Below are 22,466 nucleotides of genomic sequence, written 5' to 3'. Positions count from 1 at the left end.
ATTCCCTATGCGGCTTCCTCCAGCCCGGCGGTATCCTTTCTGCGGAACTGGCTGGGTGGTGCGCCGATCACGCGTTTGAAGGCGCGGCTGAAGGAGGCTTCGGAATCATAACCAAGCTTTTCCGCCGCCGCTGTTACGCGCATGCCTTCGCGCAGCCACAGCCGCGCCTGATGCATGCGCACGCGCACCACATAACGCGCCGGGCTTTCGCCCACCACGCGGGTGAAGCGTTCTGCGAAACTGGAACGGGATGCACCCATCAGTGAGGCGAGTTCCTCTACGCTCCAGTCCTTTTCGGGGCTGAGATGGATGGCGGCCAGCACCCGCCCGAGTTCGGGATTGCGCACGGCGGCGAGCCAGCCGCTGGAATCGCCGCAGCCGTGTTCCACCCATGTGCGGATCAGGGTTGCGGTCAATACATCGGCAAGCCTTGCCAGAATGCCACCCGCACCGACGCGGTTCAGCTCCACCTCGCGCGTCATGGCTTCCAGCAGGTGCGGAATGGCCGGGTCGCTTTTGGCCAGATCGCTGGTCAGCATCACATCCGGCATCAGCTGCAGGAGCGGATGCAGATTATCCATGTTGAAACGCATGGAGGCGGTGAAGGCGATGGTATCTCCGCCGGCGCTCGCGCATTCCAAGTCGAACACGCCCTGGCAGACTTCCTTTTTGCCGAAGTGGTCAAAGGGAGACGGCGCCACGCTCTCACCACTGCCCAGCACATGGGCGTGGCCTCGGGGCAGAAGAACGGCATCGCCGCATGTCAGCGTCAGCCACTCGCCGGAAGGTTTCTGCAGTTTCGCCTGACCGACGCCGATGAAGTGAAACCGCGCCGCGTCCTGTTCGGGAAAAGCCGTCGCCCAGGGCGTCGCCATGCGGCAGCGGCCATATTCCACGCCGTCGAGCCTCAGGCCACGCAGCATTTCGGTCAAGGCATCATTCATGGCAGCTCTCGCAAATTCGGACGATTGGTTAAGGAATGTGGACTTTCTAGCATGGAAACGCCGGGCTGTCACGCATAGCCTGCGGCGTATCGATTTGCAGTTGTTGGGCGGGGCTTCCACCGGCTTTGACCATTCGCCTTCATCCTCGCCTTTCTGTTTCAGGACGCATTCTGCCAATGCGCATCAGGAGATTTTCATGAACAACCGGACCATAAACGAACTCGAATATGTGCCGCGTCAAACGGAGCCGGATGCGAAGTGGGCCGCCGTGGTTTCGCTTGCGCTTGGCGTCTTCGGACTGGTGACGGCGGAATTCCTGCCGGTCAGCCTTCTGACACCGCTTTCGGCCGATCTTGCCATCAGCTCCGGTATTGCCGGTCAGTCCATCACCGTCACGGCGCTGGTTGCGGCGGTCGCAGGCCCCGGCATTGTCATCGGCACACGCAGTATCGACCGCCGCTGGACGTTGCTTGGGCTCACCACGCTGCTGATCATTTCCAGCGCGCTGGCCGCCTTTGCCAATGGTCTTGTCATGCTGTTCGCCTCGCGCGTTCTGCTGGGCATCGGCCTCGGGGGCTTCTGGGCCATGTCGGCGGCGCTGGCGCTCCGGCTCGTGCCGCTTGATAAAATGCCGCGCGCCATGGCCATCATCCTGACAGGGGTTTCCGTCGCCACCGTCTGTGCTGCGCCGGTGGGGGCGTGGATCGGCGCGACGCTCGGCTGGCGTTCCGCCTTCGTCGTTTCCGGCGCTCTCGGTGTCGTCGCACTCATCGTGCAATTGCTGACCGTGCCTTCCTTGCCGCCGGCCGGTGCTCCCGGGCTTTCCACCATGTTCCGGCTGTTGCAGCGTCCGCAGGTCCGCATCGGTCTTCTGACGACGCTCTTCATCGTTGCGGCCCACTTTGCCGGCTTCACCTATGTCCGCCCGTTCCTGGAAAACGTGACGGGGTTTGGCGTGGAGGCTATTTCGCTGGTGCTTCTGGTCTATGGTATCGGTGGCTTTTTCGGCAATCTCTTCGGTGGTTTCCTCGCCGAGAAGAATACGGCATGGGCGGTAACTTTCGCCGCGACGCTGATTGCCGCATCGGCGTCCGTTCTGGTCGTTGCGGGTGCGTCGCCCGTGATTGCCAGCCTTGCCATCGCTTCCTGGGGTTTTGCCTTCGGTGCGGTGCCGGTCAGCGTTCAGAGCTTCATCACCCGGGCTGCTTCCGATGAGGCGGAAAGTGCCGGCGCGCTGCTGCTCACCACGTTTCAGATCGCCATCTCCAGCGGTGCGGTGCTGGGTGGTTTGCTGATCGATCTTCATGGCGCGACCATGGTCTTCGTTTTCGTCGCGATCTCCGCCCTTCTCGGTGCGTCGCTGATGGCATCACGCCGGGGCGTGGTGCCACAGGTCGAGGCCTCACAGGGGTAAGTTGGTTGAAGAAAAACGGACACGCATTCGTGCGCGTCCCAAGATAAGCGAAGGCGTTGCCACATATTTCTTCTCCCCGCCGGGGAGAAGGTGGCCCGAAGGGTCGGATGAGGGGGCACCCTCTCCGGATTTCGGGACGCTCGCCCCCTCATCTCGCTGCCGCGACCTTCTCCCCCACGGGGAGAAGGCGAAAGGGGCACCCGCTCGTTCCCTGTTACCGCGTCTTCAAACCGTCTTGATCGCGTTCTGCGTCCGGTCCTTGCCCACCTCGATCACATGCCGCATGGCTTTCACAGCCGCATCCGCATCACGCGCGGCAATTGCATGCACGATGCGCAGATGGTTGGAGGCGATCTCGGCGATGGTGCCGGGCGAGGCGGCGGGCGAGGAAAGCTGGAAGGAAATGGCAAGGGCGGCTTCGATCAGCCCGCTTGCCGAGCGCATGAAGGGATTGCCGGACATATGCGCCACGGCAAGGTGGAATTCGAGATCGACCTTGGCGATGGTTTCCGGCGTATGTTTCGGATTGTCGAATTTGGCGGCGATGACATAGAGGGACACGATGTCGTCATTGGAGGCCTGCAGGGCCGCTGCCGCCGCCGCCGCCGGTTCCAGCGCCAGACGGATTTCCGCCAGATGCTTGACGAATTCCTGGTCAATGCCGGCCTCGCAGCGCCAGCCAAGCACGTCGGGATCGAAGAAGTTCCAGCTTGAACGATCAAGAACGCGGGTGCCAACCTTGGCCTTGGGTTCCACCAGCCGCTTGGCCGCCAGTGTCTTCATGGTTTCGCGCAGCACCGTGCGCGAAACGCCAAAGCGCATGGAGAGTTCGGCATCATTGGGCAGCAGGGAGCCTTCGGCAATCCTACCCGAGACGATGGCGCTGCCGAGTTCGGAGACCACATGGGCGTGGCTGTTCCGGCGTTTTCGCCCGCTTATCGTCGTTTCGAGCAGCCCCAATAAAGCCTCCCTTTGCGTTATGCCGGATGTGGTCCGGCCAGTCTCCTGTTTGAATACCAGATGATTGCGCGCTGCAACACGATGAAGACGAAAAGCAGCACGCCAATGACGATTTTCGTCCACCAGGATGACAGCGTGCCGTCAAAAACGATGTAGGTCTGGATCAGCCCCTGGATCAGCAGGCCGACGAAGGTTCCGGCCACCAGTCCCGTGCCGCCTGTGAGAAGCGTACCGCCGATGACGACTGCGGCGATGGCATCCAGCTCCACGCCAACCGTCGCCAGCGAATAACCCGACGAGGTGTAAAGCGTGTAGACGATGCCGGCGAGGCCGGAGAGGAAACCGGAAAGCGCATAGATGCCGATTGTTGTACGCCCGATCGGCACGCCCATCAGTTCGGCCGATTGCGGGTTGCCGCCCAGCGCATAGACATTGGCGCCGAAGCGGGTGCGGCTGGCAATCAGCATGCCGGCGGCAAAAACGATGAGCATCAGCATGGCGAGCGCCGTCAGCCTGCCACCGCCCGGAAAGCGGAAATAGAAGCCCTGGATCTCATCGATGAAGGGGTGCGAAATCGGCACCGATTGCGTGGATATCAGATAGGCCGCGCCGCGCGCCAGAAACATGCCCGCCAGCGTCACCACGAAAGGCGGGATCGATAGGAACCGGATCATCACCCCCATCAGGCAGCCGAACAGCGTGGAGACCACGAGCACGATGGCGAAGGCCAGAAGCGGGTGAATATTATAGGTGCCGACCATCACGGCCACAAAAACGCTGGTGAAGGCGATGACCGAGCCGATGGACAGATCGATGCCGCCCGAAAGGATCACGAAGGTCATACCAACGGCGGCAATACCGAGAAAGGCATTGTCGGTCAGAAGATTGCCGATCACCCGTGTCGACAGGATCGCCGGATATTGCAGCACGCACAGCAGATAGGCGATCACGAAGATCGTCAGCGTGGTGAGGAAGGGCAGGTTGCGGTTGTGGATCATCGCGCGGTTCCTTCCTTGGTCATGCCGTTGGCGGCAGCCGGTTTTGCGTGCGCCTTTGGTGTTCTGACGAAGCCGAGAACCGCCATGATCGCCGGCGACTGCAGCGTCAGGACGACCATGATGATGCCCGCCTTGATGATGAGGTTGAATTCCGGCGGAAAACCGGAAACCAGAATGCCGGTATTGATGGTCTGGATGATGAGCGCGCCGATCAGCGATGCGGTGATGGAGAAGCGGCCGCCATTCAGCGATGTGCCGCCGATCACTACCGCCAGGATGGCATCAAGTTCCAGCCACAGCCCGGCATTATTGGCATCCGCGCCGCGAATATCCGCAGTCACGATCATGCCAGCGATGGCCGCGCAGAGGCCGGAGACGGCATAGACGAAAAACAGCAGGAAGCGTGCCCGAACCCCGGCAAGGGCCGCCGCGCGGCGATTGATGCCGGTCGCCTCGATCAGGAAACCGAGCGCGCTCTTGCGCACCAGAACGCCGATGACGAGAGCCGCCGCCACCCAGATGATGACGGGCAGGGGAACGCCGGCAAAGGAGCCTGAGCCAATGGCGGCAAAGCTGTCATCGTTGAAGGTGAGGATGACACCTTCCGTGATGAGCTGGGCAATGCCGCGTCCCGCCACCATCAGGATCAGCGTGGCGATGATCGGCTGGATATCGAGAAGGGCGACAAGCACGCCATTCCACAGGCCGCAGGCAATGCCGACCGCAAGCGAGATGGCAAGGACGGTGGGGATGGAGTGGCCGTTGCTGATGAGCGTGGCGGCCACCGCGCCGCAAATGGCGATGACCGCGCCGATCGACAGATCGATGCCCTTGGTCGCGATTACCAGCGTCATGCCGATCGTCAAAAGCGCCACGGGGGCTGCACGCACGAGAATATCGATCAGACTGCCGTAGAGCCGTCCGTTCTGGAATGAAACATTCAGAAACCCAGGTGAAATGATTGTAATCGCTGCCAGAATGATGAAGAGGGCGGCGAGCTGGGGTGCAAGCCGTTTGAGGCGTCGTGTCGCAGCCACCATCATGCCGCCTCCGTTTTCGCCGCATCGGCGATGGCCCGCATGATGTTGTCGGCGGTGACGTCGCCACCTTTCAATTCGCTGACGTGGCGGCGGTCGGAGAGCACGACGACACGATGGGCAACGGCGGTAAGCTCTTCGAGTTCGGAGGAGATGACCACGAGCGACATGCCCTCGGTACAGAGTTTTTCGATCATTTTGAGAATTTCTGCGTGTGCGCCGATATCGATGCCGCGGGTTGGTTCATCGAGGATCAGAAGCCGGGGATGGGTGGCGAGCCAGCGCGCCAGAATGGCCTTCTGCTGGTTGCCGCCGGACAGGAATTTTATCGGCCGGTTGGGATCGGCTGGCCGGATATCGAGCGATTTGATGAAGCTTTCGGCAAGCTCCGCCTTCTGTCGACGGGACAATGGCCGTGCCCAGCCCTGACGGGCCTGAAGCGCCAGCGCAATATTGTCGGTCACCGAAAAATCGCCGATGATACCATCAGTCTTGCGCTCTTCCGGGCAGAAGCCAAAACCGGCGGTGATGGCGGCTTCGGGAGAGGAAATCGCCACCGTCTTTCCGTCGATCGTGGCCTTGCCGGTATCGGGCTTGTCGACGCCGAACAGCAGGAAAGCCGTTTCGGTGCGGCCGGAGCCGAGAAGACCTGCGACACCGACGATTTCGCCGGGGCGAATGCCAAGGTCGAAAGGGGCGATGCTGCCGCGTTTGCCGTAACCTTCGAAACGGATCGGCGGTTCGCCATCAACGACCGTATCATCCGCTGCCTGATGTTCATGGGTGATGTGCTGCAATTCGCGGCCCAGCATCATCGCGATGAGTTCGGATCTCGGCAGGCTGCCGATATCGCGCGTGCCGACGAGACGACCGTTGCGCAGAACCGTCACCCGGTCGGCGATGTCATAGACCTGATTGAGGAAGTGGGTGATGATGATGATGCCGATGCCGCGCGCGCGCAGGTTTCTCAACACGCCGAACAACATCTCGACCTCATGGGCATCGAGGCTGGCGGTCGGCTCGTCCAGCACCAGCACCTTGCCGGAAAGATCGACGGCGCGGGCAATGGCAATGATCTGGCGGATGGCGACGGAATAGCTGGACAGCAGGGCGTTGACGTCGATGGAAAGCCCGTACTGCGCCAGCAGCGCCTGGGACTGCTTCTGCATCGAGGCCCGGTCGATCATGCCGAAGCGATGCGGCTGGCGGCCAAGAAAGAGATTTTCCGCAACGGTCAGGTTTTCGAGAAGGTTTACCTCCTGGTAGACGGTGCCGATGCCGAGCGCCTGCGCCTCACCAACATTGGTGGGTGATATCTCGTTCCCGTCGAGAAAGATCGAGCCGCTGTCGCGGTGGTAGACGCCGGTCAGGATTTTGATGAGCGTCGACTTGCCCGCGCCGTTTTCGCCGAGAAGCGCATGGATTTCACCGCGTCCGAGCGAAAAATCAACGCCGTCCAGCGCCGTGATCCCCAGAAAGGATTTACCGATGGCGCGTGCTTCCAGAAGTGGTGCCGTTTCGGACATTGATGAGGTCCCGGATAAGAATGCGACGACGGAGCGGCACGGGGAGGTGCCGCTCCTTTCGAAGAAATGGCTTAGTAGCCCAGGCCCTTCTTCGCCTCGTAGACCTTCATCGGGTCATCAGACGCCGTGTAGAGCTTGGATTCGGTCTGAATCCACTTTGCCGGCGCCTTCTTGTCTTTCAGATAGGCTTCGAGCGCGTCGAAGGCCGGGCCTGCCATGTTGGGCGTCAGTTCCACCGTCGCATTGGCTTCGCCGGCGGCCATGGCCTTGAAGATATCAGGAACGGCATCGATGGAGACGACCTTGATGTCGGTTCCGGGCTTCAGGCCGGCTTCCTTGATGGCCTGGATTGCGCCGACGGCCATGTCGTCATTATGAGCGTAAACGGCACAGATATCCTTGCCGCCGCCTTCAGCCTTGATGAAGCTTTCCATTACTTCCTTGCCCTTGGTACGGGTGAAGTCACCCGTCTGCGAGCGCGCAATCTTGATGTTCTTGTGCGAAGCAATGGCTTCCTCGAAGCCTTTCTTGCGGTTGATGGCAGGCGAAGAGCCGGTGGTGCCCTGCAGTTCCACGACCTTGCAGTCCTTGGCGCCGACATCCTTGACCAGCCAGTCACCGGCGACCTTGCCTTCGTGCACCTGATCCGAGGTGACCGCGGTCAAATAAAGATCGTCAGGCGCTTCGATCTGGCGATCGAGCAGGATGACGGGGATTTTTTCTTCCTTGGCTTCCTTCAGAACAGCGTCCCAGCCGGTTGCGACGACGGGTGCGATCAGGATCGCATCGACGCCCTGCGCGATAAAGCCGCGAACGGCCTTGATCTGGTTTTCCTGCTTCTGCTGCGCGTCGGCGAATTTCAGCGTGACGCCGCGTTTTTCGGCCTGCTGCTTGGTGACAGTGGTTTCAGCCGCACGCCAGCCGGATTCCGAACCGATCTGCGAGAAGCCAACGGTGAGCGATTTTGCGGAAACACTGGATGCAAGGCACAGCGAAACGGCGACAGTGACTGTCGCGAGAGCTTTTCTCATCTTATTCCTCCCAGAGATGATGTCAGCGTGACGGACGCACTATGAGCATATAGTAATACTCTTGAAAAGGGGCATTTTTGTATATTTCAATTTTAAAGTGACGCCTACGTCACGAAATTCTGAAATAAATTTATATAAATCAATATTATAAGATATTCACGCTTTCTGGTTCGAACGGCGGGCACCGTCGCCCTGTCAAGCGCTATATCGCTTGACAGGATGTGGCAAGGTCTAATAGTAATACAAATAAGAAGATGATTTTTGTCGTGATTTGGCGTCGCAGGACCCGCAATTGAACCGGCAAAAGAGGGAGGGAGATTCCGTTGCGCAGTTCCGCGATGGCCGTAAATACTGAAAAATATTCGGTTAAAGCCGATGAGCAGCCCAATGCCACTCGTCTGCGCTCGCACTGTCGGTTATGCGTGATCTCCGAGACGCTGATTCCATTTTCCTTGCGCACAACATAAGCTTGTCGCAATTCGTAATATTTTACCGTTGGCCACTTCCGGCTGGAGACCCGCATCATGACGACATCTGATAATCTTCCTGCAACTCAGGGCAAGCTCCGCTCGCGCGCCTGGTTCGACAACCCCGCCAATGCGGATATGACGGCACTTTATCTCGAGCGTTACATGAACTTCGGTCTGAGCCAGGCCGAGCTTCAGTCCGATCGCCCGATCATCGGTATTGCCCAGACCGGTTCGGATCTTTCGCCCTGCAACCGTCACCATCTGGAACTGGCAAACCGCCTGCGTGAAGGCATCCGCGAAGCCGGCGGCATCGCGATCGAATTCCCGGTGCATCCGATCCAGGAAACCGGCAAGCGTCCGACCGCCGGTCTCGACCGTAACCTCGCTTACCTCGGCCTCGTGGAAGTGCTTTATGGCTATCCGCTCGACGGCGTCGTTCTGACCATCGGCTGTGACAAGACCACGCCTGCCTGTCTTATGGCGGCGGCCACCGTCAACATTCCCGCCATCGCCCTCTCCGTCGGCCCCATGCTGAACGGCTGGTTCCGTGGTGAGCGCACCGGCTCCGGCACCATCGTCTGGAAGGCACGCGAACTTCTGGCGAAGGGCGAGATCGACTATCAGGGCTTCGTCAAGCTCGTCGCCTCGTCGGCGCCGTCCACCGGCTATTGCAACACCATGGGCACGGCAACGACCATGAACTCGCTGGCCGAAGCGCTCGGCATGCAGCTTCCCGGCTCTGCCGCCATCCCCGCGCCCTATCGTGACCGTCAGGAAGTCTCTTACCTGACCGGCCTGCGCATCGTGGAAATGGTCAAGGAAGACCTGAAGCCATCAGACATCATGACCAAGGATGCCTTCATCAACGCCATCCGCGTCAATTCCGCCATCGGCGGCTCCACCAACGCGCCGATCCACCTGAACGGCCTTGCCCGCCATGTCGGCGTCGAGCTGACGGTGGATGACTGGCAGACCTATGGCGAAGACGTGCCGCTGCTCGTCAACCTGCAGCCGGCTGGCGAATATCTCGGCGAGGATTATTATCATGCCGGCGGCGTGCCCGCAGTCGTCAACCAGCTGATGACGCAGGGACTGATCATGGAAGATGCCATGACCGTTAATGGCAAGACCATCGGCGACAATTGCCGTGGCGCGATCATCGAGGACGAGAAGGTCATCCGCCCCTATGAGCAGCCGCTCAAGGAGCGCGCCGGTTTCCGCGTGTTGCGCGGTAACCTGTTCTCCTCCGCCATCATGAAGACGAGCGTGATCTCGGAAGAATTCCGCAATCGTTACCTCTCCAACCCTGATGATCCGGAGGCCTTCGAAGGCCGCGCCGTGGTGTTCGATGGTCCGGAAGATTACCATCACCGCATCGACGATCCGTCGCTCGGCATCGACGCCAGCACCGTCCTATTCATGCGCGGTGCAGGCCCGATCGGTTACCCGGGTGCAGCGGAAGTGGTGAACATGCGCGCACCGGATTATCTTCTGAAGCAAGGCGTCAGTTCGCTGCCCTGTATCGGCGATGGCCGTCAGTCCGGCACGTCGGGCAGCCCGTCCATCCTCAACGCTTCCCCGGAAGCGGCGGCCGGCGGCGGTCTTGCCATTCTGCAGACGGGCGACCGCGTCCGCATCGATGTGGGCCGCGGCAAGGCGGATATCCTGATTTCAGGTGAAGAACTCGCCAAGCGTTACGAGGCGCTGTCAGCCGAAGGCGGCTACAAGTTCCCTGACCACCAGACGCCATGGCAGGAAATCCAGCGCGGTATCGTCAGCCAGATGGAAACCGGCGCGGTTCTGGAACCGGCGGTCAAGTACCAGCGCATCGCCCAGACCAAGGGCCTGCCGCGCGACAACCACTAAAGGCAAGGCCGTTTCGGCCGGCCGCCTTTAAAAATCAGCTAAAAATCAGCCCCGGGGCGTCGTCCCGGGGCTGAAATATTTTCGGGCATCGATGAAGCGCCGGACTTCAAAGCCGCCGCAATGTTTCTGATGCGTGAGGCATACAGCGCCTCGTTGCCCGCCCGCCTACTCCTTCGAGGGGGAGAGCGGCTTTCTCAGATAAGGCAGGAAGAACATGTAGAGCCCGCTGACGACAAGCAAAGTCAGCGGAAGAAGCGGGGCATAAACGATCACCGGTGGTGTCGGGCCGAAAGCCATCGAAGCGAAGTTCGCCAGAATGGTAACGGTCAGCAGAATGCCCAGCCACCGATGGCTCTGCCTTATCCATTTTTGCAAGATCAAAGTCGCCCCCGAGAAAAAGCATCCATGATGGAATGTGACACACGTTTGCCTCAACGGGCCTGAACGAGCTTCCAGCCATTGCCGGAAGGGTCGCGGAAACTCGCATCCACCGAGCCGTAACGCGTGATCGGTTCCTGGGTGAATTCGACGCCGCGTTTGTGCATGGCGTCAAAGGCCTTCTGACAATCCTCGACCACCAGAACCAAAGGCGGCATGGCGCCCTTGGCCACGGCTTCGTTCAGATTCTGCGCCGTCGCCTCGTCAACGGTCGGGGCCTGCGGCCGAAACAGGCCGAGCTGGAAATCCGGCTGATCCGGATGCTGCACGGTCAACCAGCGATAATCGCCGTTGCGTGCGTCCGTATGCACACGAAATCCGAGTTTTTCGACATAAAATTGCAGCGCCTCGTCCTGGTCATGAACGTAAAGCCCGACGACTTGAACACCATTTTTCATGAGCTATCTCCCTTTCACTCATCGTGCCTACCGCCTTTCGCCTGTCGGCGCTTCTCCGAAACTGCGATTGTGAGATGGGGGCGATGGGCGGCGCTGACGAAGCAATGGGGAACCTGCTCGAGATCGGCAGGCGAAAGCCGCATTTGTCGCCGCACTTCGCTCGGGTTCTCCCCGGTTACATCGCGGAAGACGCGGCCAAATGTGCCGATGCTGTTCCAGCCGGTCTGCAAGGCGATGTCGATGACTGGAAGGTCGGTGTCGCGCAGAAGCGCCACGGCGCGCTCCACCCGGCGGGTCAGCAGATAGCGGTGAGGGGGTATGCCGAAGGCATCGCGAAACGATCTTGCGAAATGCGCCTGCGAGGCACCGCTGACTTTTGCAAGGCGTGAAACGGGCCATGCCTCATGCGGTGCCGCGTCCATATGATCCCTGGCGCGCAGCAGGCGGCGCAGGAGCAACAAGTCTCTGTTTGCAGAGTTCTTTTCATTTCCAGACGGCATGTGGCAATCATTGAATGAACCTGCCGTCCTTGGCAAGGTTCATGCCGGCGAGCCGCTGCGGGTGATCTAGATCACCGGATAAAGCGACCAGAAGAACAGTTCATATTCCTGATCACGGTCGTCATCATGCTGTTCGTCGTCCGGCCGGCGCGGCGTCTTGTCCTGAAACTCGGTCTCCACCCGCTCATTGACGACGGGCATTCTTCGGCCGATGCCAAAGAGGTCAAAGGAGAGCATGTTGAACCCTGCTACCATGGCCAGTTTCCCTTCTTCACGCGAGTTAACGGTGTGTTAAGTTTCGCGCGTTGCCATGATTTCGTCAAGATTGGCCACGGAATTTGTCTACTATTTTTAACAACAATGTCGTGATTGGCGTTTCACCGGTGCCGGATTTCACGCAATGAATGTTTGTGGGTGTCCTCAAACCTCTTTCGTAGCGACCTCGGAATAGCTCTTTTCGGCCGCTTCCAGCGCGGAATCGGTATCGGTGGCATGGCCGAGGTTTTTCAGGGCGCTTGAGACGGCTGCGATATTGGCTTTCACCGCCTGCGGATGCGCGCGGCGACCGGTGTGGTTCAGCCTTATCAGCCGTTCCGCGCCGGGGCCGACGCCGGCGGAAATATCCGCGCCATGCTCTCTGGATATAGCGGCGAGAAACGCTCCGGCTTCGATAGTATCCGGCAGGATCGCCGTGGAAACGAGGGCTGAGGAATGCGCGTCTTCTACCCAGTTGGCGATGCCGAGTGCCCTGATGCCATGACGGGTGGCCGCCGCTGCCCGCTCGTGGCGCGCATTGGCGGCTGGCAGACCCTCAGCCTCGATCCTGTCGAGTGCGGCCTCCAGCGCGTAAAATTCCAGCGGCGCCGGTGTTCCGGGCAGTGCGCCACGGCCGGCATCCAGCCAGAGCTGTTTCTGGTCGAGAAGCGAGAGCATGGAGTTGCTGAGTGCTTTGTCGTGCGAAAGAAGTTCCCATGCTTTTGGGCTGACCGAAATGGCCGATATGCCTGCCGGGCCGGCCAGCGCCTTCTGCGGCCCGATGACGGCGATATCGATGCCCAGTCTGTCGACCTCGAAGGCATGGCCGCCAATCGAGGCGACGGCATCCACCAGCGTGACGACGCCTCTGGTCTGCGCCAGCGCGGCAATGGCGGGCAGGGGGTTGAGAATGCCGCTTGCCGATTCCGCATGCACGATGGCGAGAAGATCGAAGCCCGGCCCGTCATCCAGAGCCCGTTCCACCTCGGCGAGCGTCACCGGCTTTGCCGGGCTGGCCGTCAGGTTGCGCACCGTCGCGCCGCCGCGTTCCAGCCAGCCGCCGAACCATGCGCCATAGGGGCTGGTGACGATGTTGAGCGCCCTCAGCCCCGGCCGCGCGAGGCTTGTCGCCGCCGCCTCCAACGCCAGCACGGCTTCCGCCTGTATCAGCAGCACGTCGTTTTTTGTGCCCATCAGGGCCGCAAGCCGGTCGGCCAGCACGGCGTAACGCTCGGCGGGGAAAGCGGGCGGGTCGAGGAGCAATGCATAATCCGGGGCGGGCATGTCTTATCCTTGCATGGTGGTGGTGATGAGCCGCGGCGCGGCGTCAATCAGGCTTCTGGCGGTCGAGGATTGCGGCATGGAAATGATCGCTCCGGTCCCGCCGATTTCAACAATCCGACCCGTCTCCATGATCGCGACACGGTGGCAGACGGCGCGGATGACGGCGAGATCGTGGGAAACGAAAATACAGGAAATCGCCGTTTCCCGCTGGATTTCCACCAGCAGTTCGAGAATCTGCCGGCGAACCGAAACATCAAGCGCCGAGACCGCTTCGTCCATGATGAGAAGCGACGGCTTGAGGGCAATGGCACGAGCAATCGCCACACGCTGCCTCTGCCCGCCCGAAAGTTCGAAGACGGAGCGACCGGCATAGGCGGCAGGCAGGCCGACACGCTCGAGAAGGCGGCGTATCTCCGCCGGGCGCTCGCGTCTCTGAACGATGCGGTGAATGCGCAGCGGCTCGCCTATGGCGTCCTCGACGGTGGCGCGTGGGTTGAAGGCGCCATGCGTATCCTGAAACACCATCTGCATCTGCTGCCGGGCGGTGCGCAATGCACTGCCGCCAAGCGAGAGCCAGTTGCGGTTTTCGAAACGGACCGTGCCTTCGTCGGCGGGGATCAGCCGCATGAGGATGCGCGCCAGTGTCGATTTCCCGCAGCCGGAGGGGCCAGCAAGGCCCAGCGTCTCGCCGCGCTTGAGCGAAAACGAGATATCGGAGAGCGCCGTCACCGTTCTTGCGCCGGTGCGGTAGGTCTTGGAAAGGCCGTCCACGCTCAGAAGGGTTTCATTCATGGCACGGCCTCGCTGACGAGCGGCGGGGTCGAAAGATCGAGGTAATCGGCAAGCAGCGCCCGGGTATAGGCATGCGCGGGCGCGGAAAGCACCCGCCGCGCCGGGCCGTGTTCCACCAGCTCGCCGGCGCTTAAAACCGCGATGTCGTCGGCAAGGCTGGAGGCAAGGCCGATATCATGGGTGATGAAGACAAGCGTTCTTTCTTCCTCGCGCACGAGATCATCGAGAAGGGTGGCGATGGCCGCCTGGGTTACCGTGTCGAGCGCGCTCGTCGCCTCGTCGGCAATCAGGATCGAAGGGCGCGCCGCAATGGCGGCGGCAATCGCCACGCGTTGCCTCTGCCCGCCGGAAAGCTGGTGCGGATAGGCGGAGAGCAGATGGGAGGGATGCGGCAGCCGCACTTTTTCCAGAAGATCGCGAGCAAGATCGTGCGCCGCTTTCCATGAGAGGCCGAGATGCCGCACAGCGCCTTCCGCCACCTGTTCACCGATGGTCAGGACCGGGTTCAGTGTCGCGCCGGTATCCTGAAAGATCGTGCCGATATCGCGCCCCGGCATCGGCCTGCCGGTGAAAAGGCCGCTGTCACGGCTCCAGGATATATCGCCCGAGACCCGCGCTGTCTGCGGCAGAAGCCCGGCGATCGCCTTGCCGAGCGTGGATTTGCCCGAGCCGCTTTCGCCGATGATCGCCAGTCGCTGCCCCTGCCGTATCGTCAGGGAAACCTTGTGCAGCGCCGGTGCATCGGCCGCAGCGTAACGGACGCTGAGATCGTCTATCCGGCAAAGGGCGTTGCCGCTCATGGGGCCTGCCTCCTCGTCGACATTGCCCGGTTGATGCCTTCTCCGAAAAGATAGACACCGAGCACGGTCACCAGCAGACCGATGCCGGGGATGACGGACAGGAACGCCGCCGAGCGGAGCACGTTGCGTCCTTCCGCGATCATCGAGCCCCAGGTGACGATATTGGGATCGCCAAGCCCGAGGAAGGAGAGCGCCGCCTCTGTGAGGATGGCCGCGGCAACGATGATGGCGGCGAACGCCAGAACCGGCGGCAGGGCATTGGGCAATATCTGCCGGAAGGCGATTTCCAGCGGATGCATGCCGATGGCGCGGGCGGATTGCACATAGTCCCGCTCGCGGATGCTCAGCACCTGCGCCCGCATCAACCGCGCCGGATCCGCCCACGCGCCGAGCGCAATGGCCAGAATGACTGTCGGCATTGAGGGGCCGATGGTGCTGACAAAGGCAAGTGCCAGCAGGAAATTCGGCACGATCTGGAAGGCATCGGTGACACGCATCAGCGCCTCATCCACAAGGCCGCCGGCAAAACCGGCAATCGTGCCGATGACGGTGCCGAAAACAAGTGCTGCGGCGGCCGCACCCATGCCGACGAGCAGGGAGGCCTGCGCGCCATGGGCAAGTTCGGCCAGCACATTGCGGCCCAGCCGGTCGGTGCCGAGCGGCAGGGCCGCATCTGTAAAGGGCGCAATCAGCGGCTCGCCGACGATCGCCAGCGGATCGCCGGGGAACAGGAGGGGAGCGGAGAGCGCAATTACCGCCAGCAATGTCAGGATGATGGTGCCCGTCACCCCTTCGAAATTGCGTAGGAGCCGGAGAACGAAATTCATGCCGCATTCTCCCCGCTGCCGATGCGCGGATCGAGAATGGAATAGAGAATGTCGACGGCGAGATTGACGAGGATGACGAAGACGGCGCTGGTGAGGATGATGCCCATCAGAAGCGGCGTATCACGACCGCTGACGGCCTCCTGCGCCAGCCGGCCGAAACCCGGAATGGCAAAGACACTTTCAATCACCACGCTGCCGCCCAGCATGGTTGCGGCCTGCAGGCCAAGCACAGTGATGAGCGGCAGCGCCGCGTTGCGGGCAACATGGCGCAGCACGATGCGCCGTCTGGAAAGCCCCTTGGATTGCGCAAAAAGCACGAAATCCAGCGGCCAGACCGCCGCCATGGCGGTGCGCATGACGCGCAGGAACAGCGCCAGATAGATGAGGCCGAGGCTGGCGACCGGCAGCACGAGATGGCGGGCAATATCCAGCGCCCGTGCAAAGCCCTGTTTGCCCGAGGCGATGGTTTCGATGCCTGACGTCGGCAGCCAGCGAAGCTGCACGGCAAAGACGATGGCTAGCACGAGGCCGAGCCAGAAACCGGGCGTGGCGTAAAGGGCAAGCGAAAGCGTTGAAAGGACACGGTCCGCCAGCCCGCCGGGGCGCGCGCCGGCGACGATGCCGAGCGTGGTGCCGAGGATGAAGGCGAGTGCGGTGGCGCTGCCCATCAGGAGCAGCGTGTTCGGCAGCCGCTCGAGGATCAGCCCCAGCACCGGCCGGTCAAAGGCAAGCGACCAGCCGAAATCGAGCCGCAGCACCGAACTGGCATAAAGCCAGAAACGGGCCAGCATCGAACCGTTGAGGCCATATTGTTCGCGCAGCGCGTCCCGCAGCCCGGCATCGCCGCCGCCGATGGAAACGAGATAGGCATCCACCGCATCGCCGGAGGCATTTTCAAGCAGGGCGAAGGTGAAGATGAGAACGATCAGCAGCACCGGAATGGCGCTGATCGCCCTTCGCCGCAGCAAAGACATCGCACGTTTCACGGCGCGGCCTCAACTATCGACCGCGGTGTCCGCCCAGTTGGAAACCGCCCAGCGCGGATTGCTGGCGACATGTTTGACCGTATCGCGCGCCACCGTGATGAAGCCCCATTCGGCGACGTTGATGAGCGGCAGATCGGCTGTAACCTGTTTCTGGAAATCCTTGTAGAGTGCTGTCCGCGCGGCCGTATCCACGGTTTCCGCCGCCTTGTCGATCAGCGTATCGAGCGCCTTGTTCTCATACCCGCCCTGATTGGAGAAACCGACGCCGGCGGGGATGCCGGAGCGCACGAGAATCGTGGTGGAGATCGCCGGATCGCCACGGAACACCGGGGGAGCAACGGCCAGATCGAAGGCGTGGTCGGTATAGACCGCCTTCTGGTGGGCGGCAGCGTCGTTATTGACCAGCTCGGCATCGATGCCGATTTCCTGAAGCGCCTGACGAAGATAGGAGCCGAATTGTTTGGTTTCGTTGAAATAGGGCGCGGGCAGAAGTTTCAGCGAAAAACGTTTTCCGTCAGGTCCGCGAGCATAACCGGCCTCGTCCAGCAGGGCATTGGCCTTGGCAACGTCGAAATCATAGGTCTCCACATCGCCGGTATAAAATTCAGGGGCGTTTTTCGGCACGGGGCCTGTCGATGCCGTGGCATAACCGAGGAACACCTTGTCGATGACGAATTTCTTGTCGATGGCGTGGGCAATGGCCTTTCTGACCTTGAGGTCAGCCAGTTCCTTGCGGCGGTGATTGATTTCCACCACCAGCTGATAGGTCAGGGCCTCATAACCGTCAGCGATTACCTTGATGCCTGGCTCTTTGGCGATGCGGGCAAGATCGGCGAGCGGCACGGCGGAGAAGGCGGCCAGCTGGATTTCTTCGGCTTCCAGTGCCGAGGCTGCCCCTGCACGGTCCGGCAGGACGCGATAGATGATTTCCTCGAGCTGCGGCTGGTTCTTGGCCCAGTAATTCGGATTGCGGGTCAGGCGGTAATACTCGCCGGGCTTGTATTCGGCAAACACGAAAGGACCGGTGCCGACCGGTTTGGTATTGGCCGGATTGGTGGCGATATCGGTGCCCTCATAGAGATGTTTCGGCACGACGCTGGTGACGACAGGCAAAGCATTACGGATGAGCTGGAACGGTGTGGGCTTGGAAAAACGGAAGACGGCCGTGTGGTCGTCAGGCGTTTCCACCTTCTCAAGATTGGCGAAGACCAGCCGCCCGAGGTTCTGCAACGGTTTCCATACCGAAAGCGCCGAAAAGGCCACATCCGCCGAGGTGAACGGCTTGCCGTCATGCCAGGTCACGCCTTCGCGCAGCTTGAAGGTGGCGCTCAAGCCATCATCCGATCCTTGCCATTCGGTCGCAAGCCGCGGCTCCAGCCCGTCCTTGCCATTAAAGGAGGCTTCCGCCAGCGGCTCGACAATCTTGCTGGCGATATAAAACACGCCATTGGAGGCGACGATGGCCGGGTTGAGGTTTTTCGGCTCCGAATCGGCCGCGACGATCAGCCGCCCGCCGGATTTTTCCTGCGCTGCGGCAATTCCCGCCAGTCCCGTGGTTGCGGCAAGAGCAAGTGAGGTCTTGAGAAGCGAGCGGCGGGAAAGCTGGACAGGCGACATGAATTTCACTCCGGAAATGAGGGCGAGGCGGGCCTTTCCGCTTGGCCCGCGGCACGCCGATCTTAAGACTGCAACCTCGGCAGTGTCCACGTTAATTCGCGGCCTTTACAGCAATGATTTTACGTTGCTGATGAGTTTGAAGAAACAATATGCCTCACCTACGCCAATCTGGTTTTCCCCCGTTGCTGCGGAATATCCCCAGTTTGCGGAAAAGCCGATTTAATAAAACAAAAACAGAGTGTTGATCGTTGTTTTTGCTGTTAGCGCATACCAGAGCGGGCTTGAGGGTGAGGCGAAATCTGCCGCCGGGGCGGCGTTTGGAAAGGGGTAATTAACCTTTATTTTCTATTTCAGGGAGACCGAAATATGTACGTTTATGATGAGTGTGCACGCTGCCATGAGCTTCTCCCGATCCAGATTCCAGAATTCGTCCAATAACGCAGGGGAGGGGAGCGAAAACGCCCGTCATGCCGGCGGCAAGGCGGTTGCCGGGCAGCAGACGGCGATGAAGGCGAGTGCCGCGCCCCGGCCCAATGCCGATGTCAGCGCAGCAGACGCCATTGAAGGCCGTGCCGAAATGCCCGGCTGGCAGAATGCTTTTGTGCTTGGCCCCAATGTGCGCTTTACCCGCACGCCGGAAAGCGTCTTTAGCCGGCGCATGCCGGTCGAAACGCCGAATATTCCGGAAGAACTACATAGTCTCGAAGAGGAAGCCGTGGCTGTCGCTGCGCCGGACACGGTGGAGCCTGAAGCGACGGTGCAGCAGGCTGTCGCATATGAGGATGCTGCTGCCCTGTCCCATCAGGTCGTAAAGCCGGCGGAGCAGCGCGTGCCGCCGCAGCGCATGCCGTTCCTGCCGCAGCCGCCCGATGCGCGCGGCGCCAGGGCGCTGACCTACAAATTGCGTCTCGAACTTGCCCGTAAACAGGCGGAAGAAGCCGCGGCCGCCGCACAGGCGCCAGCGGAGGTCGTGACGTCCGCGCCCATCGTGGAAATGCCGGTACAGAGGGTGTTTGCCGCCGCCCAGCCGCTGCCTGCTGTCCAGCCAGTTGCTGTGGCGCAGGCCGCCATGCCGGCTGCGTCCGTTCCGGCCTTTGCCGCCCACCTGCCGGATGAGCTGTTTTGGGAAGTCATGACGCTTGATCTGCCGGGTGCAGCGGTCGAGACCGTTCCCGCCTATCTGCGCGCCAATTTTGCAAATCCGGCTCTTGCAAATCCGACGCTGGCAAATCCCGCTTTGACGAACCCGGCGCTGACGGCGTCCATCCCTGCCGTTGCCGTGTCGTCGGCCGCTGCCGTCGTGCTTTCAGCCGAGCCGCCGGTCGTCACCGTGCCGGGCGGCTCCGCGATCCGGCTTTACCGGGAAATCGGCGTGCGTCAGGCCGTCGTTCCGGTTGCCGCGCTGGCCGCAGAACAGGAAATCGCACCGCAGCCGGTGGCGGAGGAACCCGTCTTTATCGAGCCGCAGCGGCCGATCGAGCAGGCCCAGCCGATTGAAAGCCAGCCGGTAGCAAGAGTAGCGGCAGAGCCGCGCTTCACGCCACGCGCACCCATTCAGGCTTCGCAGCCGATGTTCCGCGAAGCGCCGGTCTTTGCCGAGGGAGAATATCAATATCCCTCCATCGATCTCCTGCAGGAAGCCCGCGTCCAGCAGACCACGACCATGACGCCCGAAGCGCTGGAACAGAGCGCCGGGCTTCTGGAAAGCGTGCTTGAGGATTTCGGCATCAAGGGCGAGATCATCGATGTTCGTCCCGGCCCTGTTGTCACGCTCTATGAATTCGAGCCTGCCCCCGGTGTCAAATCCTCTCGCGTCATCGGTCTGTCTGACGATATCGCCCGCTCCATGTCGGCGCTCTCGGCCCGTGTCGCCGTCGTGCCCGGCCGCAATGTCATCGGCATCGAACTGCCGAACCCGGTGCGCGAAACGGTCTATCTGCGTGAGCTAATCGAAGCGACCGATTATGCCGAAACCCGCCAGAAACTCGCGCTCTGCCTTGGCAAGACCATCGGCGGCGAGCCGGTCATTGCCGAGCTGGCGAAGATGCCGCATCTGCTGGTCGCCGGCACCACCGGTTCGGGCAAGTCGGTCGCCATCAACACCATGATCCTGTCGCTGCTCTACCGTCTGAAGCCGGAAGAATGCCGCCTGATCATGGTCGATCCGAAAATGCTTGAACTGTCGGTTTATGACGGCATTCCGCATCTGTTGACGCCGGTTGTTACCGATCCGAAAAAGGCGGTCATGGCGTTGAAATGGGCCGTGCGCGAAATGGAAGACCGTTATCGCAAGATGTCGCGTCTCGGCGTGCGCAATATCGACGGCTACAATGCAAGGGCAGCGGCTGCCCGCGCCAAGGGCGAAACGGTGTTCTGCAACGTGCAGACCGGCTTTGACCGCGCCACCGGCGAGGCTGTTTACGAGCAGGAGGAAATGGACCTTACGGCCATGCCTTACATCGTCGTCATCGTTGACGAGATGGCCGACCTGATGATGGTTGCGGGCAAGGAGATCGAAGGGGCGATCCAGCGCCTGGCGCAGATGGCGCGTGCCGCCGGTATCCACCTTATCATGGCCACGCAGCGTCCTTCGGTCGATGTCATCACCGGCACGATCAAAGCGAACTTCCCGACCCGCATCTCCTTCCAGGTAACGTCGAAAATCGACAGCCGCACCATCCTTGGCGAACAGGGCGCAGAGCATCTGCTCGGCCAGGGCGACATGCTGCACATGATGGGCGGCGGTCGCATCGCCCGTGTCCACGGCCCCTTCGTATCGGATGAGGAAGTGGAAAAGGTCGTGGCGCATCTGAAAACGCAGGGCCGTCCGGAATATCTCGGCACCGTCACCGAAGACGCTGAAGACGCGGATGAAGAGGCCGAAGAGGATACGGCTGTCTTCGACAAGACCTCGATGGGTGACGACGACAGTGACGATCTCTATGAAAAGGCCGTCAAGGTGGTGATGCGCGACAAGAAGTGCTCGACCTCCTATATCCAGCGCCGCCTGTCTGTGGGTTATAACCGCGCCGCCTCGCTGGTGGAGCGCATGGAGCAGGAAGGCATCGTAGGGCCCGCCAACCACGTCGGCAAGCGCGCCATCATCGCCGGTGAGCGCTCTTCCTATGATGCCATCGGGGCGGAAGACTGATCTTGCCCTTGGGGCGCGCGATATTTGATTGCAAAAGCGCGCCCTGCGAATAGCCTGTGCCGCATAGATTCTGGAATTAGGTAGGGTTCCCTCATGGCGCATGGTAACGAAAAGGCCAATGTTCTGGCGAGGCTGGACGAGTTGGAGCGGTTCTGCCGCGCCGTTTTTCTGGCCGTCGGCACGGATGAGGAAACGGCCGATGCGGCGACCCGCGCCATGATGCATGGCACAAGGCTTGGCGTGGACAGCCACGGCGTGCGCCTGCTTGCCCACTATGTCACTGCCCTTGAAGGCGGGCGCCTCAATCGGCGACCGCAGATCAGCCGCGTTTCCGGCTTCGGCGCGGTGGAAACGATCGATGCCGATCATGCCCATGGCGCCCGCGCCACCTATGCGGCCATGGAGAATGCCATGGTGCTTGCGGAAAAATTCGGCATCGGCGCGGTGGCCATCCGCAACTCCTCGCATTTCGGCCCGGCCGGCGCTTATGCGCTGGAAGCGGCGCGGCAGGGTTATATCGGCCTTGTTTTCTGCAATTCGGACAGTTTTGTGCGCCTGCATGATGGCGCCATGCGGTTCCACGGCACCAACCCCATTGCCGTCGGCGTACCGGCGGCGGATGACATGCCCTGGCTGCTGGATATGGCTACAAGCGCCGTGCCGTATAATCGTGTTCTGCTTTACCGGAGCCTTGGCCAGCAACTGCCGCAAGGTGTCGCCTCGGATAGTGACGGCGTCGATACGCGCGATCCCAATGCCGCCGAGATGCTTGCTCCCGTTGGCGGTGAGTTCGGTTTCAAGGGGGCGGCGCTGGCGGGCGTGGTCGAGATTTTCAGCGCCGTTCTCTCCGGCATGAAGCTCAGTTTCGATCTCGCCCCCATGGGCGGGTTGGATTTTTCAACGCCGCGCGGGCTCGGAGCCTTCGTTCTGGCGCTGAAGCCAGAGGCCTTTCTCGAGCGCGACGTGTTCGACGAGGGCATGAAACGTTATCTCGAAGTGCTGCGCGGATCACCCGCCCGCGAAGATTGCAAGGTCATGGCGCCGGGCGACCGGGAATGGGCCGTTGCGGCAAAACGGGAGAGGGATGGCGCGCCTGTCGATCCCGTCACGCGGGCGGCCTTTTCGGAGCTTGCAGAAAAATTCTCGCTCAGCCCGCCAAACTATCATTAAAG

General features: G+C 61.3%; 21 protein-coding genes. 5 read left to right on the top strand and 16 right to left on the bottom strand.

Annotated elements, in window-relative coordinates; all coding sequences use genetic code 11:
- Positions 1-5 precede the first annotated feature (5 nt).
- A complete protein-coding gene (locus tag O8B93_RS10755) occupies positions 6-944 on the bottom strand; it encodes an AraC family transcriptional regulator (RefSeq protein WP_269709810.1) in 939 nt (312 codons plus the stop codon).
- A gap of 196 nt (positions 945-1,140) precedes the next feature.
- Here O8B93_RS10755 and O8B93_RS10750 point away from each other — a divergent pair, with 196 nt between their 5' ends.
- Positions 1,141-2,358, top strand: coding sequence for an MFS transporter (locus tag O8B93_RS10750; protein ID WP_269709808.1), 1,218 nt, complete (start codon positions 1,141-1,143; stop codon positions 2,356-2,358).
- A 225-nt stretch (positions 2,359-2,583) separates the two neighbouring features.
- On the opposite strand, the gene O8B93_RS10745 is transcribed toward O8B93_RS10750, so the two are convergent.
- The 5 genes from O8B93_RS10745 to ytfQ form a co-directional block, all read right to left on the bottom strand.
- Positions 2,584-3,318, bottom strand: coding sequence for a FadR/GntR family transcriptional regulator (locus O8B93_RS10745; RefSeq protein ID WP_080829778.1), 735 nt, complete (start codon positions 3,316-3,318; stop codon positions 2,584-2,586).
- A gap of 17 nt (positions 3,319-3,335) precedes the next feature.
- A complete protein-coding gene (gene yjfF, locus O8B93_RS10740; protein ID WP_269709805.1) occupies positions 3,336-4,316 on the bottom strand; it encodes a galactofuranose ABC transporter, permease protein YjfF in 981 nt (326 codons plus the stop codon).
- A complete protein-coding gene (locus tag O8B93_RS10735; RefSeq protein WP_269709925.1) occupies positions 4,313-5,356 on the bottom strand; it encodes an ABC transporter permease in 1,044 nt (347 codons plus the stop codon). Before O8B93_RS10735 ends, yjfF begins: the two co-directional genes overlap by 4 nt.
- Positions 5,356-6,879, bottom strand: a complete 1,524-nt coding sequence (locus O8B93_RS10730; RefSeq protein ID WP_269709803.1) for a sugar ABC transporter ATP-binding protein — start codon at positions 6,877-6,879, stop codon at positions 5,356-5,358. Before O8B93_RS10730 ends, O8B93_RS10735 begins: the two co-directional genes overlap by 1 nt.
- Before the next feature lie 71 nt (positions 6,880-6,950).
- Entirely contained in the window at positions 6,951-7,910 is a 960-nt protein-coding gene (ytfQ, locus tag O8B93_RS10725; protein WP_269709801.1) for a galactofuranose ABC transporter, galactofuranose-binding protein YtfQ, read from the bottom strand.
- A gap of 524 nt (positions 7,911-8,434) precedes the next feature.
- Between ytfQ and O8B93_RS10720 the strand changes: the two genes are divergently transcribed.
- On the top strand, positions 8,435-10,246 hold the full coding sequence (locus tag O8B93_RS10720; protein ID WP_269709799.1) for an IlvD/Edd family dehydratase: 1,812 nt from the start codon (positions 8,435-8,437) through the stop codon (positions 10,244-10,246).
- Between the two features lie 165 nt (positions 10,247-10,411).
- Here O8B93_RS10720 and O8B93_RS10715 read toward each other — a convergent pair whose 3' ends face one another.
- From O8B93_RS10715 to O8B93_RS10670, 10 genes are all read right to left on the bottom strand, one after another.
- Positions 10,412-10,621 carry a hypothetical protein gene (locus O8B93_RS10715; RefSeq protein WP_405049054.1) on the bottom strand — a complete coding sequence of 70 codons (210 nt, stop codon included), beginning with the start codon at positions 10,619-10,621 and terminating at the stop codon, positions 10,412-10,414.
- Positions 10,622-10,677: 56 nt separating this feature from the next.
- On the bottom strand, positions 10,678-11,082 hold the full coding sequence (locus tag O8B93_RS10710) for a VOC family protein (protein ID WP_269709795.1): 405 nt from the start codon (positions 11,080-11,082) through the stop codon (positions 10,678-10,680).
- Positions 11,083-11,096: 14 nt separating this feature from the next.
- Positions 11,097-11,582, bottom strand: coding sequence for a helix-turn-helix domain-containing protein (locus O8B93_RS10705; RefSeq protein WP_065117048.1), 486 nt, complete (start codon positions 11,580-11,582; stop codon positions 11,097-11,099).
- A gap of 66 nt (positions 11,583-11,648) precedes the next feature.
- Entirely contained in the window at positions 11,649-11,837 is a 189-nt protein-coding gene (locus O8B93_RS10700) for a hypothetical protein (protein WP_046800845.1), read from the bottom strand.
- A gap of 165 nt (positions 11,838-12,002) precedes the next feature.
- Complete coding sequence (locus tag O8B93_RS10695) at positions 12,003-13,121, bottom strand: pyridoxal-phosphate-dependent aminotransferase family protein (protein ID WP_269709792.1); 1,119 nt, start codon at positions 13,119-13,121, stop codon at positions 12,003-12,005.
- A gap of 3 nt (positions 13,122-13,124) precedes the next feature.
- Positions 13,125-13,913 (bottom strand): ABC transporter ATP-binding protein, encoded by a 789-nt coding sequence (locus O8B93_RS10690; protein WP_269709790.1) that lies wholly within the window; start codon positions 13,911-13,913, stop codon positions 13,125-13,127.
- Positions 13,910-14,713, bottom strand: coding sequence for an ABC transporter ATP-binding protein (locus tag O8B93_RS10685; RefSeq protein ID WP_269709788.1), 804 nt, complete (start codon positions 14,711-14,713; stop codon positions 13,910-13,912). Before O8B93_RS10685 ends, O8B93_RS10690 begins: the two co-directional genes overlap by 4 nt.
- Positions 14,710-15,540, bottom strand: a complete 831-nt coding sequence (locus O8B93_RS10680; RefSeq protein ID WP_269709786.1) for an ABC transporter permease — start codon at positions 15,538-15,540, stop codon at positions 14,710-14,712. Before O8B93_RS10680 ends, O8B93_RS10685 begins: the two co-directional genes overlap by 4 nt.
- Entirely contained in the window at positions 15,537-16,526 is a 990-nt protein-coding gene (locus tag O8B93_RS10675) for an ABC transporter permease (protein WP_269709785.1), read from the bottom strand. The genes O8B93_RS10680 and O8B93_RS10675 overlap by 4 nt, the downstream gene beginning before the upstream one ends.
- A gap of 9 nt (positions 16,527-16,535) precedes the next feature.
- On the bottom strand, positions 16,536-18,143 hold the full coding sequence (locus O8B93_RS10670; protein WP_269709783.1) for an ABC transporter substrate-binding protein: 1,608 nt from the start codon (positions 18,141-18,143) through the stop codon (positions 16,536-16,538).
- On the opposite strand from O8B93_RS10670, the gene O8B93_RS10665 reads away from it, so the two are divergent.
- From O8B93_RS10665 to O8B93_RS10655, 3 genes are all read left to right on the top strand, one after another.
- Positions 18,142-18,366 carry a hypothetical protein gene (locus tag O8B93_RS10665; protein WP_269709781.1) on the top strand — a complete coding sequence of 75 codons (225 nt, stop codon included), beginning with the start codon at positions 18,142-18,144 and terminating at the stop codon, positions 18,364-18,366. The genes O8B93_RS10670 and O8B93_RS10665 overlap by 2 nt on opposite strands.
- A gap of 153 nt (positions 18,367-18,519) precedes the next feature.
- A complete protein-coding gene (locus O8B93_RS10660) occupies positions 18,520-21,294 on the top strand; it encodes a DNA translocase FtsK (RefSeq protein WP_269709779.1) in 2,775 nt (924 codons plus the stop codon).
- 93 nt (positions 21,295-21,387) lie between these two features.
- Positions 21,388-22,464: an Ldh family oxidoreductase gene (locus tag O8B93_RS10655; protein WP_269709777.1), complete on the top strand. Its 1,077-nt coding sequence runs from the start codon at positions 21,388-21,390 to the stop codon at positions 22,462-22,464.
- Positions 22,465-22,466 lie beyond the last annotated feature (2 nt).

Source organism: Martinezella rhizogenes (genome assembly GCF_027460065.1).
Taxonomy (GTDB): Bacteria; Pseudomonadota; Alphaproteobacteria; order Rhizobiales; family Rhizobiaceae; genus Agrobacterium; species Agrobacterium rhizogenes_C.
This window is presented reverse-complemented; position numbering and strand designations above follow the sequence as displayed.